The organism is Lentzea alba, assembly GCF_047445655.1.
GTDB classification, from domain to species: domain Bacteria; phylum Actinomycetota; class Actinomycetes; order Mycobacteriales; family Pseudonocardiaceae; genus Lentzea; species Lentzea alba_A.
On sequence record NZ_JAJAEG010000002.1, the window covers coordinates 1 to 16,190 of the forward strand.

19 protein-coding genes are annotated in these 16,190 nt (G+C 67.5%); 8 read left to right on the plus strand and 11 right to left on the minus strand.

The features are described from left to right. Positions 1 to 698, plus strand: a 698-nt coding sequence (locus LFM09_RS03020; protein WP_414094679.1) for a transposase, incomplete at its 5' end; no start/stop codon positions are given. A 360-nt stretch (positions 699 to 1,058) separates the two neighbouring features. Here LFM09_RS03020 and dhaM read toward each other — a convergent pair. Genes dhaM through dhaK form a run of 3 tightly spaced genes read right to left on the minus strand, consistent with a single transcriptional unit; the run spans position 1,059 to position 3,362 of the window. Further along, positions 1,059 to 1,745 (minus strand): dihydroxyacetone kinase phosphoryl donor subunit DhaM, encoded by a 687-nt coding sequence (gene dhaM / locus LFM09_RS03025; RefSeq protein ID WP_414094680.1) that lies wholly within the window; start codon positions 1,743 to 1,745, stop codon positions 1,059 to 1,061. Continuing rightward, a complete protein-coding gene (gene dhaL, locus LFM09_RS03030; protein ID WP_414094681.1) occupies positions 1,742 to 2,368 on the minus strand; it encodes a dihydroxyacetone kinase subunit DhaL in 627 nt (208 codons plus the stop codon). Before dhaL ends, dhaM begins: the two co-directional genes overlap by 4 nt. Before the next feature lies 1 nt (position 2,369). Continuing rightward, positions 2,370 to 3,362, minus strand: a complete 993-nt coding sequence (dhaK, locus tag LFM09_RS03035) for a dihydroxyacetone kinase subunit DhaK (RefSeq protein ID WP_414094682.1) — start codon at positions 3,360 to 3,362, stop codon at positions 2,370 to 2,372. Between the two features lie 144 nt (positions 3,363 to 3,506). Between dhaK and LFM09_RS03040 the strand changes: the two genes are divergently transcribed. After that, positions 3,507 to 4,502 carry an ABC transporter substrate-binding protein gene (locus LFM09_RS03040; protein WP_414094683.1) on the plus strand — a complete coding sequence of 332 codons (996 nt, stop codon included), beginning with the start codon at positions 3,507 to 3,509 and terminating at the stop codon, positions 4,500 to 4,502. 60 nt (positions 4,503 to 4,562) lie between these two features. Here LFM09_RS03040 and LFM09_RS03045 read toward each other — a convergent pair whose 3' ends face one another. From LFM09_RS03045 to LFM09_RS03060, 4 genes are all read right to left on the minus strand, one after another. Continuing rightward, entirely contained in the window at positions 4,563 to 6,068 is a 1,506-nt protein-coding gene (locus LFM09_RS03045; RefSeq protein ID WP_414094684.1) for an aldehyde dehydrogenase family protein, read from the minus strand. Between the two features lie 88 nt (positions 6,069 to 6,156). Then, on the minus strand, positions 6,157 to 7,170 hold the full coding sequence (locus tag LFM09_RS03050; RefSeq protein WP_414094685.1) for a hypothetical protein: 1,014 nt from the start codon (positions 7,168 to 7,170) through the stop codon (positions 6,157 to 6,159). Positions 7,171 to 7,368: 198 nt separating this feature from the next. Next, entirely contained in the window at positions 7,369 to 7,614 is a 246-nt protein-coding gene (locus LFM09_RS03055; protein ID WP_414094686.1) for a hypothetical protein, read from the minus strand. Between the two features lie 11 nt (positions 7,615 to 7,625). Then, on the minus strand, positions 7,626 to 9,317 hold the full coding sequence (locus LFM09_RS03060; protein ID WP_414094687.1) for a sodium:solute symporter family protein: 1,692 nt from the start codon (positions 9,315 to 9,317) through the stop codon (positions 7,626 to 7,628). Between the two features lie 189 nt (positions 9,318 to 9,506). On the opposite strand from LFM09_RS03060, the gene LFM09_RS03065 reads away from it, so the two are divergent. Together LFM09_RS03065 and LFM09_RS03070 are read left to right on the plus strand one after the other, a co-directional pair. Further along, positions 9,507 to 10,046 carry a hypothetical protein gene (locus LFM09_RS03065; RefSeq protein WP_414094688.1) on the plus strand — a complete coding sequence of 180 codons (540 nt, stop codon included), beginning with the start codon at positions 9,507 to 9,509 and terminating at the stop codon, positions 10,044 to 10,046. A gap of 5 nt (positions 10,047 to 10,051) precedes the next feature. Beyond that, a complete protein-coding gene (locus LFM09_RS03070; RefSeq protein ID WP_414094689.1) occupies positions 10,052 to 10,639 on the plus strand; it encodes a hypothetical protein in 588 nt (195 codons plus the stop codon). Here LFM09_RS03070 and nucS read toward each other — a convergent pair. Further along, entirely contained in the window at positions 10,591 to 11,250 is a 660-nt protein-coding gene (gene nucS, locus LFM09_RS03075; protein WP_414094690.1) for an endonuclease NucS, read from the minus strand. The genes LFM09_RS03070 and nucS overlap by 49 nt on opposite strands. A 54-nt stretch (positions 11,251 to 11,304) precedes the next feature. Between nucS and LFM09_RS03080 the strand changes: the two genes are divergently transcribed. Then, the gene (locus tag LFM09_RS03080) at positions 11,305 to 11,841 is read left to right on the plus strand and encodes an NUDIX domain-containing protein (RefSeq protein WP_414094691.1); all 537 of its coding nucleotides are present in this window, start codon (positions 11,305 to 11,307) and stop codon (positions 11,839 to 11,841) included. Here the strand turns inward: LFM09_RS03080 and LFM09_RS03085 are convergent. Continuing rightward, entirely contained in the window at positions 11,838 to 12,764 is a 927-nt protein-coding gene (locus LFM09_RS03085) for a GlxA family transcriptional regulator (protein ID WP_414094692.1), read from the minus strand. The genes LFM09_RS03080 and LFM09_RS03085 overlap by 4 nt on opposite strands. A 105-nt stretch (positions 12,765 to 12,869) precedes the next feature. On the opposite strand from LFM09_RS03085, the gene LFM09_RS03090 reads away from it, so the two are divergent. Both LFM09_RS03090 and LFM09_RS03095 read left to right on the plus strand, forming a co-directional pair. Beyond that, a complete protein-coding gene (locus tag LFM09_RS03090) occupies positions 12,870 to 13,460 on the plus strand; it encodes a DJ-1/PfpI family protein (protein ID WP_414094693.1) in 591 nt (196 codons plus the stop codon). Then, positions 13,457 to 13,864, plus strand: a complete 408-nt coding sequence (locus tag LFM09_RS03095) for a hypothetical protein (protein ID WP_414094694.1) — start codon at positions 13,457 to 13,459, stop codon at positions 13,862 to 13,864. The genes LFM09_RS03090 and LFM09_RS03095 overlap by 4 nt, the downstream gene beginning before the upstream one ends. Here LFM09_RS03095 and LFM09_RS03100 read toward each other — a convergent pair. Beyond that, positions 13,861 to 14,559, minus strand: coding sequence for an SDR family oxidoreductase (locus tag LFM09_RS03100; protein WP_414094695.1), 699 nt, complete (start codon positions 14,557 to 14,559; stop codon positions 13,861 to 13,863). The genes LFM09_RS03095 and LFM09_RS03100 overlap by 4 nt on opposite strands. Before the next feature lie 102 nt (positions 14,560 to 14,661). Between LFM09_RS03100 and LFM09_RS03105 the strand changes: the two genes are divergently transcribed. Next, a complete protein-coding gene (locus LFM09_RS03105) occupies positions 14,662 to 15,516 on the plus strand; it encodes a helix-turn-helix transcriptional regulator (protein ID WP_414094696.1) in 855 nt (284 codons plus the stop codon). Here LFM09_RS03105 and LFM09_RS03110 read toward each other — a convergent pair. Next, complete coding sequence (locus LFM09_RS03110) at positions 15,431 to 16,189, minus strand: enoyl-CoA hydratase-related protein (RefSeq protein ID WP_414094697.1); 759 nt, start codon at positions 16,187 to 16,189, stop codon at positions 15,431 to 15,433. The two genes, LFM09_RS03105 and LFM09_RS03110, sit on opposite strands and share 86 nt — an antisense overlap. Position 16,190 lies beyond the last annotated feature (1 nt).

Here is a 16,190-nt window from a genome sequence, read left to right on the forward strand (position 1 = left end):
CACCCAAAACCGCCGCGGGACCCGTCGAGTCCATCCGCGTCCTGCGCATCGCCCGCGGCGGCGCGATCAAAGCCCGCACCGCCGCCCGCAACGAACTCACCAACCTGATCACCACCGCGCCCACCACACTCCGCGAAGCCTTACGCGGCAAGAAAGGCAGGGCACTACTCACCGCCTGCACCGCCCTGGCCCCAGACCTCACCCAGCTCGCCGACCCCACCCACGGCACCATGCTCGCCCTACAGGCCATGGCCGCGCGGATCACCAGCCTCAACCAGCAGATCACCCAGCTCGACAAACACCTCGACGCCCTGGTCGCGGCCACCGCCCCCACCCTGGTCAGCCTGCGCGGTATCGGCACAGACGTCGCCGGCCAACTCCTCGTCACCGCCGGCGACAACCCCCACCGCCTGCACAGCGAGGCAGCCTTCGCCAAACTCTGCGGCGTCGCCCCACTGCCCGCCTCATCCGGACGCACCGACCGGCACCGCCTCAACAAAGGCGGCGAACGACAAGCCAACCGCGTCCTGCACGTCGCCGTCGTCGACCGCCTGCGGTACTGCCCACGCACCCAGACCTACCTGCAACGACGCACCGAACAAGGCCTCACCAAACGCGACATCATCCGCTGCCTCAAACACTACGTACCCCGCGAAGCCCACACAGCGATCCTCAAAGACCTCACCCACTGCGCTTGACATCTATAGGAGCGTCAGGCGTGCCATCAACCCGCCCGCGGCGCTGGCCCCCTGATCAGATTGGCAGGGGGTCTGCGGGACAGAGTCCCCCAGGGAAAGCACGCAACGCACGGTCGCCGCCCGCAAAGCGACCACCCGCCCGGTCGCGTCTCGCAAGGCGAGGTCGCCGCCCGCAAGGCGACCACCCACCCGGTCACGGATCGCAAGGCGACCACCCGCCCGGTCGCGTCCATCAATGCAACGCAAGGCGGCCGCCCGCAAAGCGACCACCCGCAAGGTCGCGCCTAGCAAGGTCGCATCTCGCAAGGTCGCATCTCGCAAGGCCGCAGCCCGCAAGCCAACCACCCGCAACCATCGCGCTCAGTCGTCAAACCCCCTGTCCGCCAACTCCTCAATCCGCCGAACCGCCTCCCGAGCATCCTTCCCAGTGGCAACCACAGTGATCGCTTTCCCCCCAGGAGCACTAAGCCCCATCAAGGCCAACACACTCGCAGCGTTGGCCTCCTCCTCCCCATACCGAACAACAACCTCAGCATCCAACTCAGCCACAGTCCGAGCCAACAACGCAGCAGGCCGCGCATGCAGCCCAACCTCGTTGGTCAGCAACACCTCCGCAGCCACCGCATCCGACACAAGATGCAACGCCGGCCGAGAAGCCACCACAGGAGCCTCCCCAGACGCCCTTTCAGCAGCAGCCGCAACCTCCCCCAAAGAAGCCCCACCCTGCGCGGCAACAGCAGCAGCCACGGCCCCCTCAACCAACGGCGCATCCACCAGCGCGTACCGCGATGGATCGTCCGCAGACTCCACAGCCATTTCGGCAGTCATCTTGGCGCTACCGAGGTCGTAAAGCACGACCGCACCAAGACCGGTGTCCGCATCCGCCAACGCCTCGACAACAGCGCCGTAGTCAGTACCGAGACCACCCTCCTCAGTACCGCCCACCGGCAACACAGCCACATCCGGCGCCATCTGCCCCGCCAACTCGGCAACCCCGTTGGCCAGCATGTCGCTGTGCGAAACAACGACCAGCCCAACCCGACTCATGCCTTGGCCGCCGCATCAGCAAGGGCCCGCAACAACAACGCGGTAGACCGAGCCCCAGGATCCATGTGACCGGCACTCCGCTCACCCAGATACGACGCCCGCCCCTTACGCGCCACCATCGGCACAGTCGACTCAGCACCCTCAAACGCCGCATCAGCAGCCGCCGACAACACAGCAGCCACCGCCCCGTCCACAGACGCCGCAGCGCTAACGGCGGGAGTCAGCGCATCAACCATCGTCTTGTCCCCCACAACGGCCTTCCCCCGAGCCACCACCCCGTCAAGGGCAGCCTGCAGGGCACGCGCCACGGCTTCGCAGTCCAACTCCTCCAAATCCCCAACCGCGGCAGACGCACGCAAGAACGCAGTCCCGTACAACGGCCCGGCCGCCCCACCCACAGTGGAGATCAACGTCGTGGCAACCAGCTTCAGCACCTTGCCGGGCGACGAAACCTCCTCAGTGTCCAATCGGGACAACAGCGCGGTGAACCCACGCCGCAGGTTCTCCCCGTGGTCACCGTCCCCGATGGCCTGGTCCAGCCGCACCAGCTCATCACGGTGCTCCTGCACAACGGCAGCCGCCAACCGCAGCGCCGCCACGACGTCCGCTGCCGTGCACCCCACCTCAGACTCCCCACCGCAGTGCGGGCGTGTGCACCGGTGCGTCCCACAGCGAGATCATCTCGTCGTCCAGCCGCAGCACCGTCAAACTCATCCCCTGCATCTCCAGGCTGGTGATGTACGGGCCGACCAACCGACGTTCCACCACGATCCCCCGATCCGCCAGCAGCTGTTCCGCGATGCCGTGCGCCAGGTACAGCTCGATCAACGGCGTCCCGCCCATGCCGTTGGTGAACAGCAGCACCCGGTCGCCCGACTCGAACGGCAGGTCCTCCAGGATCGGGTCGAGCAACGCCGACACCATCTCAGAAGCCGGCCCGACCGGCACCCGCTGGCGACCTGGCTCGCCGTGGATGCCGATGCCGATCTCCATCTCGCCATCGGCCAGCTCGAACGAGGGCGTGCCCGCGTGCGGCACCGTGCAAGCGGTCAGCGCCAGCCCCATCGACCGCACCGACGAGATCACCCGCTGAGCCAGCGCCTCACAAGCAGCCAGATCATCGCCGCGCTCCGCTGCCGCGCCGACGATCTTCTCCAGCAGCACCGTGCCGCCGACCCCGCGGCGACCGGCGGTGTAGAGCGAGTCCTGCACGGCCACGTCGTCGTCGATCACCACCGAGCGCACCTCGGACTCGGCCAGCTCACCGGCCATCTCGAAGTTCATGACGTCGCCCGTGTAGTTCTTCACGATCAGCAACGCGCCCGCGCCGCCGTCCGTCAGCGACACGGCGGACGCCACCTGGTCCGGTGTCGGCGAGGTGAACACCGCGCCAGGACAGGCCGCGGCGAGCATGCCGCGCCCGACGAAGCCGCCGTGCAGCGGTTCGTGGCCCGACCCACCGCCCGAGATGAGCGCGACCTTCCCCTGCACCGGGGCGTCCGCACGCACGACGACAGCCGGGTCGTACTGCACGCGCAGCAGATCGGGATGGGCAGCCTGCATTCCCCGAAGCGCGTCCTGCACCACGGTTTCCGGATCATTGATGATCTTCTTCATCGAAGAGCCCTCCCGATCGGCGGTGACCGTGTTCCTTCTTACTCCGGGGGTCTGACACTCGGAACGGGCAAACGACCCCGGTACCGTTAGCCTGCCCTAAGAAACGCAGGTCAACATCACTGCAAGTAGCGGAGGAACCACGTCGTGTCGAAGAGAGCAGCGCTGCTCGTGGCAGTCGCCCTGACCCTGACCGCGTGCGGCTCCAGCACGCCCGACAAGCCCACCGTCGCCCAGGGCGGCGAGGACTTCGGCAAGGCCACGCAACTGAGCAACGGCTTCGGCACGCAGGCCAAGCCCGGCGAGTTCCCCCGCACCGTCAAGCACGCGATGGGCGAGACCAAGCTGGAGAAGAAGCCCGAACGGGTCATCGTGCTCGACACCGGCGAGCTCGACAACGTCGTGGCGCTCGGCATCAAGCCGGTCGGCATCGCGTACACCGACGGCTCGCCGACCATGCCGTCCTACATCGGCGAGAAGGGCGGCACGCCCGAGAACGTCGGCACGACGAACAACCTGAACCTCGAAGCGATCACCAAGCTCAACCCGGACCTGATCCTGGGCTCACAGCTGCGCGCCGAGGCCCTCTACCCGAAGCTGAGTGCCATCGCCCCCACGGTCTTCTCCGTGCGCCCCGGCTACGTGTGGAAGGAGAACTTCCTCCTCAACGCCGCCGCGCTCGACCGTCAGGCCGACGCCGCGAAGATGCTCGAGGACTACACGAACAAGGCGACCGAGACCGGCACCGCGATCGAGAAGAAGCTCGGCGTGCGCCCGACCGTGACGGCTCTGCGCTTCATGCCCGGCCGCATCCGCCTCTACGCCAAGAAGTCCTTCATCGGCACGATCCTGATCGACGCCAAGATCCCGCAGCCGACCCCGTCGCAGGTCGACGACCTGGCCGCCGAGGTCAGCGCGGAGCAGATCAGCAAGGCCGACGGCGACTTCGTCATCTACTCCACCTACGGCGACCCGGCCAAGACCGCCACGGCGGCGGTGCTCGGCGGCCCGTTGTGGAGCGGCCTCAACGCCGTGAAGGCGGGCAAGGCCAAGCCGGTCCTCGACGAGACCTACTTCCTCGGCCTCGGCGTGATGGCCGCGAACGTGGTCCTGGACGACCTCCGCAAGCAGCTCGGAGCCTGACCTCACGACCATGAGGGTGACCTTCATGGACCTGAGGTCCATGAAGGTCACCCTCATGGTTCAGCGTCCGAACAGAAGGCGGGCAAGCCGCAGCATCTGCTTGCCCGCCAGTGACGAGCGGTCGAACGTCGTCATGTTCAGCAAAGCCTTGAAGCGCTGCTTCGTCACGGCCTTCGGGTACGCGAACTCGCGCAGCCCGTCCTCACCGTGAATGCGCCCGAACCCGGAGTCGCCGACACCACCGAACGGCAGCCCGGGAATCGCCGCGTAGGTCAGCACGGCGTTGACCGACACCATCCCGACCCGCAGCTCCCGCGCCAGCTCCTCGCCGCGCGACTTCGAGAACACCGCCGCGCCCAGCCCGTACTTCGACTGGTTCGCCAGCCGCACGCCCTCCAGCGCGTTCGGCACGCGGTTGATCACCACGGTCGGCCCGAACGTCTCCTCGGTGATCGCCAGCGAGTCCTCCGGCACGTCCGTCAGCACCACCGGCTCGACGTACGGCGGCCGGATCGACTCGGGCCCGCCGACCAACGCCTTGCCGCCGCGGTCCAGCGCGTCCTGCACGTGCTCGCGGATGATCTCCACCTGCGACGGCATGGTGATCGGCCCGAGGTTCGCGCTCGGCTCACCGCCGGGCTTCAACTTTCGTGCCCGCTTCACCGCGATCTCGATGAACTCGTCGGCCACGTCCTCGGCCACGTACACGCGCTCCACGCCCGCGCAGGTCTGGCCGGCGTTGGACACCGCGCCCCACATCGCAGCCTCGGCGGCCGCGACGAGATCGGCGTCGGAGTCGACGATCAGCGCGTCCTTGCCACCGCACTCGACCAGCACCGGCGTCAACGTCTGCGCGCACGCCGCCATGACCTTCTTGCCGGTCCGCGTGGAACCCGTGAAGGCGACCTTGTCGACCCCGGACGCGCACAGCGCCGCGCCGGTCTCACCGAAGCCGGTGACGACCTGGAACACCGGGTACTCCGGCACCGCCTCGGCGAACGTCGACGCGAGGAACGTGCCCACCCCCGGTGTGAACTCGGAAGGCTTGAACACCACGGCGTTGCCGGCAGCCAGCGCGTACGAGATCGAACCCATCGGCGTGTGCGCGGGGTAGTTCCACGGCCCGATGACGCCGATGACGCCCAACGGCCGGTACTCCAGCGTCGCGCTGTGGTTGAACATCAGCATGCCCGAGGACACGCGGCGCTTGCCCAGCACGCGGCTGGCCTGCTTCGACGCCCAGTGCAGGTGGTCCATCACCAGCGCGATCTCGACGCGGGAGTCGTCGGCGGGCTTGCCGGTCTCGGCGCTGATCAACGCGACGAACTCGTCGGCGCGTTTCGACAGCACCCTGCGCCACGCGTCGAGCTTGGTCCTGCGTCCCTCGAACCCGAGCCCTGCCCACCACGCGGAGGCCTCGCGGGCGGAGGACACCGCGTCGTCGACCTCAGCGGCCGTGTGGATCGGGTGATGCGCGACGACCTCACCCGTGCGCGGGTCCAGTGATGCGAACCGCCGCTGCTCGCCATCGGCCGACAGCGCGCTGTCCGAAGCGGTCTGCGTCATGGGCCCCTCCCGGGTACTCGCCAGTAACCTCGACACTAACCCGTACTTGAAGAACTTTCAGCCCCCGCCTGGCCCCGTCAGGTCACACTCACGGCTTGGGCAGGGTGGGAAGCACGGTCTTGGCGAACGTCTGCGCCGCCTGGCACCGGTCGAAGTCCTTCTCCTTCGAGCCCGCGACGATGAACTCCGCGATCTCGCCGGCGTCGCTCTGGTCCTTGGTGCGCACGACGACGAGCTCGCACGTCGGGAACGGGCCGTCCTTGAACGCCTGGTAGGCCTTCTGCCCGCCAAGGTCGACCTCGACCGACTTGCTGTCGAACTTGCCGTCCTTCGGGATGCGCGCGGTCTTGAACTCCAGCTGCATCTGCGCGCTCTGACCCGACCACGAGCACTGGTGCAGGCCGTAAGGCAGCGACCGCGGCGACGCACCGAGCACCGGCGCGAGCGTCGACTTCTCCACGATCGTGCAGGGGTCGACCTCGACCGGCGAACCCTTGGGCGGGTTGTACTTCTGCGGGTTGCCCTTGAGCTTGCGCACCGCGCCCTCGAGCACCTTGCGCCCCGGCTCGCACGGCTCGACCGCGTCGTTGCCGCTGCCCGTCGACGACTGGATCCGCACGGCCTGCGCCGGGCTCTCCTGCGTCACCACCCAGACGTTGCACAGCGCGGCGCTCAGCTTCGTCTCGCCGCTCTTGAGGTCCGCGAGCGTCTTGGTCGAGTTCTTCACCTCGGTGGACTGCAGCGAGTAGCCGATGTCCAGCGTGAGGTTGAGCGTCTTGCCCGCCTTGTCCTTCATGTAGTTCTGGCAGCGGGTGTACGAGCTGCTCGAGTACCTCGACGGCGTGCCGACCGTCTGCAGCACTTCCTTCTCGATCAACGCGCACGGGTTGATCAGTCGCAACCGTTCCGCCGCGAACGCCGGGTCGACCGGCTTGTTCGGCGTCGCGGACGGCTTGGCCGACGGGTCGGTCGACCCGGCGTCCGCACCCGCCTGCACGGTGCGTCGCGGGTAGGTGGTCTTGGCCAGACCGGGACCGGTTGCGCAGCCGGCCATCAGCAAGGCTGCGGCGGCGAGCAGCGCCGTGGCACGAAAACGGGGCACGACGTGCACGGTAGCGACCTTTGCGGGCGTTCGTGGGCGGTACCCCGACTTACACCGTGGCACATGTCACCCAGAGCTACGGGAACGATTCAGAAGATCAACGCGATGTATCTGGTGAAGACCCCGAGAGAAGGAGAGACGTGGTTAACCGAATTCGCCGCGCATTCAACTGGCTCGACGCGTGGACGATCGAGGCCTTCAACCCTGTTTACCCAGGTCGTCCCCAGTCGTAGCAGTTTTCGCGAACTGAGGCCGCAGCGTCGCCCACGCGGCGAACAACGCCGCCAGCACGACCATGGCGACGCCGGCCCACAGGTTGATGTTGACCCCTTCGGCCTTCTTCAGGTCGTCGTCGGACGTGAACCCGAACCCGATGACGACCAGTACAACGCCGTACACGCCGAAGAGGAAAGCGATGATCAGTCGCAGGTCGAACAACCTCATGACGGCCTCCCTCAGCCGAAGACGATGTAGAGAACGGTCGTCAGCGCCAGCACTCCGCCGCCGAGCAGGGCGGGCGAGCGGTACCAGCCCGCGTCCTCACCGGTGGTGGAGTGCGAGCGGTCCTTCTTCGGCGTCAGGCTGTAGACCAGCCCCACCAGCTCGCTGTCCGGCTTGGGCCGCGTGACGAGGCTGACCGCCACGGACACCACGACGTCCACGACGAACGCCAGGCCCGCACCGAGGAAGCTCGCGCCCTGGCCCGGCAGCTCCAGCCACTTGATGCCGAACGACGGCTCCGAGATCGCGTAGATGAACATCGCGGTGAACGTGCCCGCGAGCAGACCCACCCAGCCCGCGGTGGGCGTCATCCGCTTCCAGAACATGCCGACGATGAACGTCGCGAACAACGGCGCGTTGAAGAACGAGAACAGCGCCTGGATGTAGTCCATGATGTTGGACCCGCCGAGCGCCGCCGCGATGAACGCCGTGCCGATCGCGAGCACACACGCCCCGACCGTGGCCAACCGCCCGATGCGCAGGTAGTACTCGTCCGGCTGGTCTTTCTTGATGTAGTCCTGCCACAGGTCGTACGTGAAGACCGTGTTGAACGAGCTGACGTTCGCCGCCACACCGGCCATGAAGCTCGCCAGCAGACCCGTGATCGCGATGCCGAGGATGCCGTTGGGCAGAAGGTCGCGCATCAGCAGTGGCAGCACGTTGTTGTAGACCACGCCGCTGCTCGTGTCGCCGGCCTTGAGCTGTGCCATCTCCGGCACGATCACCGCGGCGATGATGCCCGGGATGATGATGATCGCCGGGATGAGCGCCTTCGGGTACGCACCGATGATCGGCGTGCGCTTGGCCGCCGACATCGACTTCGCACTCATCGCGCGCTGGACCTCGGCGAAGTTCGTGGTCCAGTAACCGAACGACAGCACGAAGCCGAGACCGAACACCAACCCGATGACACTCCACACCGGGTTGTTGATGCCCGTCAGCTCCGTCGCCGGCCAAGCACTCAGCTGTTCCTGGTCCGTGACCTTCTCGACCAGTCCCTGCCAGCCGCCGACCTTGATCAGACCGACGATCGTGAGCGGCGCCAGCGCGGCCACGATGACGAAGAACTGCAGCACCTCGTTGTAGATGGCCGCACTCAGACCGCCGAGCGTCGTGTACGCGAGCACCACCAGCGCCGCGACGCAGATCGACACCGGCAGCGGCCACCCGAGCAGCGCGTCGATGATCACCGCGAGCGCGAACAGGTTGATGCCCGCGATCAGGATCTGCGCGACCGCGAAGCTGATGGCGTTGACCAGGTGAGCCGGCTTGCCGAACCTGCGCCGCATGAACTCGGGAACACTGCGCACTTTCGAGCCGTAGTAGAACGGCATCATCACGAGCCCGAGGAACACCATCGCCGGGATGGCGCCGATCCAGTAGTAGTGCACGGTCGCCATGCCGTACTGCGCGCCGTTGGCCGTCATGCCCATCAGCTCAAGCGCACCGAGGTTCGCACTGATGAACGCGAGGCCCGTGACCCAGGCCGGCAGCGATCGCCCGGACAGCAGGAAGTCGAGGCTGGAGTTGACCGATCGTCGTGCCATCACGCCGATGCCGAGCACAACCACGAAGTAGATGACGAGCAACGCGTAGTCGATCGGTCCCGCGTCAAGCCGCAGATCCGCCTCGGCCAACACTCGCACGGCCCACCTCCCAGACTTCCACAAAGTCGAACAGCACCGACCAGGAGAGGACACTACTCCAGGTGCGCGACTTCTTACCCCGTGTGCGTGATCACGAAACCACGACCTGAGATGGGGTGCTCACTGAAGTCGGGTGGGGCGCTGGGAAAACCGGGTGCGGCACGTGATCGGCTCGCGAACACTGGCGGCGTGAACGAAGAGCACCACCCCGCCGCAGCCGCCTACCTCGACGCGCTGCCCGACTCCTTGCGCGCCGAAGCCTCCACCCGCGTCCGCGAGGGAAAGTCGGACGTGGCGGTGGACAAGCTGCGGCTCGCCGACCCGGACACGGACATGCGCCTGGTCAGCGAGGCGATGGAGGTCCTGGCCGGGCGTCTTGGCGCGGAGATGCGCTGCACGAGGTGCTTCGAGCAACCGGCTAATAACCGCGGCGACTACCCGTACGGCGCGTTGTGCGACCGGTGTTCCGCCTCGACCACGGCGTGGACGTGCTGCGACTGCGGCGAGCCCACGTCCGGAGATCGCCCGCTCGCAGGTGGTCCCTGCACCTGGTGCGCGCTGAAGCGGACGTGGGACGCCTACCCGCAGGCCGTCCGGGACGAGCTCAGGCAGGAGATGGCGGACGGGCGCACGATCATGGTGATCAAGCGGATCCGGCAGCTGACCGGATGCGGCCTCAGGGAGGCCGTCGAAATGGCCCACCTGCCCCACTACCGCGAACTGGACTGATCCCGATGACCGATCACAACCAGTCGACCTGGGTGTGCCCGTTGTGCCGCGCGGTGGTGACAGGCTGCGGCGACAACGAGGTCGACATCTGCGACACGTGCCGCTTGCGACCGGACTGGGAAGCGCTCCCACAGGCTGTGCGGGACGAGGTCGGCGCGATGATCGACGCGACCAGCTCGATCCGGGCCGGCTACCTGCTGGCGGAGCTGGACGGCCACCAGCGCCCCACCATGCAGTACATGCTGCTGGCCTCCTACGGCAGCAGGGCCCGAAAGAGGACCTGCTCCTGTGCGGAGACCGACCACGGATTTGTGAGCTGGACATGCCCGTCCTGCGACCGGCCACTTCTGGGCTGCGACGAGACCCGCGGCGAGATCTGCGCTCCCTGCGGCTCACGACCGGCTTGGGAAGCGCTGCCGCAAGCCGTGCGGGACGAGGTCGGCGCGATGGCCGACGCGGGCGACGTGACGTCCGCGGTCTACCGGCTGCGGGACCTCGACCACAACCGGCTCGACACCTTCGCCTACACGCTCATGGTGGTCTATCAGAACAGCCTGAACTCGTCCGGCTCGATGCCGCGCAACGCGTCGTAATCCAGCACCACACACCGGATCCCGCGGTCCTCGGCCAACGTCCGGGCCTGCGGCTTGATCTGCTGCGCCGCGAAGATCCCGGTGACCGGCGCGAGCAGCGGATCCCGGTTCAGGAGCTCCAGGTACCGGGTGAGCTGCTCGACCCCGTCGATCTCCCCGCGCCGCTTGATCTCCACGGCGACCGAGGCACCCGTGGCATCGCGGCACATCAGGTCGACGGGTCCGATCGCGGTCGGGAACTCACGCCGCACCAACGTCCAGCCGTCGCCCAAGGTTGTGACGTGTTCGGCCAGCAGCTTCTGCAGGTCCGCCTCCACGCCGTCCTTCTGCAGGCCGGGCTCCGGACCGAGCTCGTGCTTGGAGTCGTGCAACACCTCTTCGAGGGTGATGATCAGCTTCTCCCCCGCTTTGTTCTGCACAGTCCAGATGTCCGGGTCCTCGATCAGCCAGCAGGGCGGGCTCATCCAGTTCAACGGCTTGTACGCGCGGTCGTCGGAGTGGATCGACACCGAGCCGTCGGCCTTGATCAGCAGGAGCCGCTGAGCCATGGGCAGATGGGCGGTGAGTCGTCCGACGTAGTCGACCTGGCAGCGAGCGATGACGAGACGCACCGCGACAGGCTACGGGGTGTGTCCAGAAACCTGGCGTTAGGTACGGTCCGTGGCGTGGAAAGCCTCGGCACCCGTCAGGTGTACGCAAACCAGTGGATGACCGTCAGGGAAGACCCGATCCGCCGCGCGGACGGCACCCAAGGCATCTACGGCGTTGTGGACAAGCCCGACTACGCACTGGTCATCCCGCTCGACGGCGAGCGCATCCGCCTCGTCGAGCAGTTCCGGTACCCGCTCGGGCTGCGCCGCTGGGAGTTCCCCCAGGGCACCGCGCCCGACCGCGCCGACTCCGACCCGTTGGAACTGGCCGGCCGCGAGCTCCGCGAGGAGACCGGGTTGCGCGCCGGCAAGATGATCGAGCTGGGCCTGCTCGACGTCGCGCCGGGCATGACCTCGCAGCGCGGGCGCGTGTTCCTCGCCACCGAGCTCACCGAGGGCTTCCACGAGCGGGAGCTGGAAGAGCAGGACATGCGGTCGGCGTGGTTCCCGCGCGCCGACTTCGAGACGATGATCGCGAAGGGCGAGATCACCGACGCCCAGTCGATCGCCGCCTACACGCTTCTCCTGCTGCACGAGCACTCCCAGCCCTAGTTGTGACAGCCCTGAAAAGCGGCTCGATAGCTCTGCGGTGAGGTCCCGGCGATCCGCTTGAACCTGTCGCGGAACGCCGTGGCCGAGCCGAACCCGACCTTGCTCGCGATCAGCTCGACCGGGTCGCGCGTCGTCTCCAACAGGTGCTGCGCCTGGCGCACCCGCGCCCGGTGCAGCCACTGCAACGGCGTCGACCCGGTCTGCTCGCGAAACCGCCGGTTCAACGTCCGCGTGCTCATCCCCGCCTGCCGCGCGAGGTCTTCCAGCGTCAGGTCTTTCGCCGCGTTGTCCTGCATCCACAACAACAACGGTTCGAGTTCGGCACCCTGCGGCGCCACGGGCGGGGTGACGATGAACTGCGCCTGACCGCCTTCTCGCTCAAGAGGCATCACCGCGAACCGCGCCGCATCCGCCGCCACCGCGGACCCGTGATCACGACGGATCATGTGCAGGCACAGGTCCAGCCCCGCCGCAGCGCCCGCGGACGTGAGGAACTGCCCGTTGTCGACGTAAAGCACGTCCGGGTCCACCTCGACGGCCGGAAACCGCGCCGCCAGCTCCTCGGCACCCAGCCAGTGCGTGGTGGCCCTTCGTCCGTCCAGCAACCCTGTCGCAGCGAACACGAACGCGCCCGTGCAGATCGACGCGATCCGCGTGCCCCTCGCCGCGGCCTGCCGCAACGCCTCGATCAACTGCTTCGGCACTTTCAGGCCCGGGTCGTGGCCGGGCAGCACGATCGTGTCCACTTCGGACAGCAACTCCAGGCCGTGCGGCACTTTCAGCTCGAAGCAGCCCGCGTCGACAGTCCTCTTCGGACCGCAGACCCGGACCCGGTACCGCCCGGTCCAGTTGAACGCGTCGACCGGCGTCGCGAAGTCGAACGGAACGACGGTGTCCATCGCTACCACTGCCACCTCGTGCATGTCCACACCGTAGCTGGCGAGAATCCGTTGGAACATGGCATTCCAGCCAGTTCTCCTGCGCGCTGTCCGCTCCTACCGTCCTGATCACCGACGAAGGGGTGAGCAGTGAGAGCTCAGGTGGTGTTGTTCGACGGGTTCGACCCGCTGGACGCGATCGGACCGTACGAAACGCTGATAGCAGGCGGAATCCAGGCCGAACTGGTGACCGCGGAGGGGCCGCGCGAGGTGACGAGCGGCGTGGGGCTGTCCCTGCGCGCGACCACGGGCATCGACCCGGACCGCGCCGACGTCGTGCTGGTCCCCGGCGCCGCGGCCCAGACGGAGGACGAGATCATCGCGCTGCTCGCCAAGGCAGCGCCAACGCTCGCGGCGCCGATCCAGCAGGCCCTCGCCAAGCAGGGCCTGACGGTGGCGACGGTGTGCGGCGGCTCGCTGGTGCTGGCCATGGCCGGTCTGATCGGCGGGCGCACCGCGACGACCAACCACCTCGGGCTGCAGGCCCTGGGATCCATGGGTGTGAACGCCGTCCGTGCCCGCCTCGTCGACGACGGTGACCTGGTCAGCGCCGCCGGCGTCACCTCCGGCGTCGACCTCGGCCTGTACCTGGTCGAACGCGAGATCAGCGCCCAGAAAGCGCTGGAGGTCGAGGAACTCTTCGCGCACGAGCGGCGCGGCACCGTCTGGAGGGCCGCGTGAGCAAGCTCTTCCTCTCCCTCCACGTCCTCGCCGCCATCCTCGCCATCGGCCCGGTCACCGTGGCCGCCAGCATGTTCCCCAAAGCGGTCACGACCAACGGCAACCCAGAACTCCTGCACCGGATCTGCCGCGTCTACGCCCTGATCGGCATCTCGGTACCGGTCTTCGGCTTCGCGACGGCCGGCGTGATGGGCGTGACCGGCCACCCCTGGGTGATCGTGTCCATCGCGCTCACCACCGCCGCCGCGTTCGTGCTCGCTCTCAAGATCCTGCCCGGCCAGGAGAAGGCCATCAAAACCAAGGACATCAAGCACCTCGCCATGTACACCGGCATCTTCAACCTGCTGTGGGCAACGGTGACCGTGTTGATGATCCTCAGGCCGGGCTCGACGACCGGTGCCTAACGCTGCGACACCGGCCGCACCACGATCTCGTTGACATCGACGAAATCAGGCTGCGAGATCGCGTACGCGATGGCGTCACCGATCGCCGACGCGGGCAGCGCGAGCTTGCGGAAGTCCTCCATCAACGACGCCGCGAAGTCCTCGGTGATGGTGTCCGCGAGCTCAGACTCGGTGACGCCGGGCGAGATCACGGTGACCCGCAGGTCCTCGCGCTCCTGCCGCAGGCCCTCGGACAGCGCCCACACCGCGTACTTCGTCGCGCAGTACACGGCGGCGGTCGGCATGACCATGTGCGCGCCGACCGAGGCGACGTTCACGACGTGCCCACCATTCCTGAACAACGGCAGCACGGCCGCGATGCCGTTCAGCACGCCGCGGATGTTCACGTCCACCATGCGATCCCACTCGTCGACCTTCAGCGAGTCCATGAGCGACAACGGCATCACGCCCGCGTTGTTCACCAGCACGTCGACCCGGCCATAACGCGAGACAGCAGCGTCCACAAAGGATCCAAAGGAGTCTCGAGACGTCACGTCCAGTGGCGCGTATGCACCACCGATCTCAGCGGCCAGAGAAGCCAGCCGGTCCTCCCGCCGCGCCCCGAGGAACACCTGATGCCCCGCAGCGGCCAGCACGCGGGCCGTCGCCTCACCGATACCGCTGGAAGCTCCACTGATCAACACAACTTTGCTCATGGCCACAACGATGACCAGCGAGAACGTGGCCAACCAGGACACCTTCTCCCTAGGTGTGACGCACCCAGGCAAACCACCCCGAACTCAAATAACCTCAACGACATGCTCGGCGAGTTCCTGAAAGCCCACCGCGCCCGCGTCAACCCGGAGGACGCCGGCCTGCCGAGCCACACCCAGCGCAAGGTCAAAGGCCTGCGCCGAGAAGAGGTCGCGGTGCTGGCCGGCGTCAGCGCCGACTACTACGCCCGCCTCGAACAGGGCCGCGAGACCCACCCGTCGGCCCAGGTCCTCGACGCCCTCAGCCGCGCGCTCAACCTCGACACCGACGCGAAAGCCCACCTGCACCGCCTCGCCGGAGTGGTAGCCGAGGAAGGGCACGCGACAGACGTGGTCAGCGCGGAGCTGCGACAGCTCATCAGTGGGATGCACGACATGCCGGCGTTCGTGATGAACGGACTGTTGGACATCCTCGCCACGAACGCGCTGGCAGACGCCCTGTACGAGCCGTTCACCCCGGCGGACAACGCCGCCAGGATGACGTTCCTCGACCCCGCCGCCGCGAGCTTCTACCCGCGCTGGCGGTGGGTCGCCCAGAGCACCGTTGCGCACCTGCGGAAGACCGCCGACCCGAAGTCCCAGCGCCTCGAGCACATGGTCGGCGAGCTCAGCGCCAGCCCGATCTTCAAAGAGCTCTGGGCGCAGCATGAGGTAAGAGGAAAGACCCAGGACGCCAAGGAGTTCCTGCATCCCGCGGTCGGCCCGATCAAGCTGAACTACCACTCGTTCGACGTGCGCGAGGCCCCCGGCCAGTTCCTGGTGGTCTACCAGGCGGAGCCCGGTCCGAACGCGGACGCGTTGAAGCTCCTCGCGACTAGTCGGGCCACACGGGCGAACGCTTCTCCAGGAACGACGCCCGTCCCTCTTTGGCTGACGGGGACTGCGAAGTCTCAGCCATGACGGCCAGCGCGATCTCGTAGCCGTCGATCTCGGGGCGGTCGAGCTGCGCGTAGATCGTCCGCTTGCCAACGGCTTTCGAAGCGCGCGAACCCCGCGTCGCCCGTGCGAGCAACGAGTCGACCTCAGCGTCCAACGAAGCAGCAGGCACGGCGCGGTTGATCAGGCCCCACTCAACGGCGGTCTGAGCGTCCACGACGTCCCCGGTGAGCACCATCTCCATCAACCGCTTGCGCCCCACCGAGCGCGCCACCGGCACCGCGGGCGTGTGGCAGAACCACCCGGCTTTCCCACCGGGCAAGGCGAATCCGGCGTCCAGCGAAGCCACCGCGAGATCGCACGACGCCACCAGCTGGCACCCGGCCGCAGTCGCCAGGCCCTGCACGCGCGCGATCACCACCTGCGGCACGGACTGAATGGTCCTCATCAGCACCGTGCACAGCTCCAGCAGCAGCCGCACGCCTTCCTCGTCACGCGCGTGCACGTCCGCGAAGTCGTGCCCAGCCGAGAACACCGGGCCTTCAGCGGCGAGCACGATGCCCGCCGCGTCCGACGAACCGGCCTCCCGGAACGCCTCCAGCAGCTCCGTCAGGTGCTCGGCGGACAGCGCGTTGCGCTTCGCCGCACGGTTCATCGTGATCCGGACTACCGAACCCTCACGCGCAACGTCGACCATC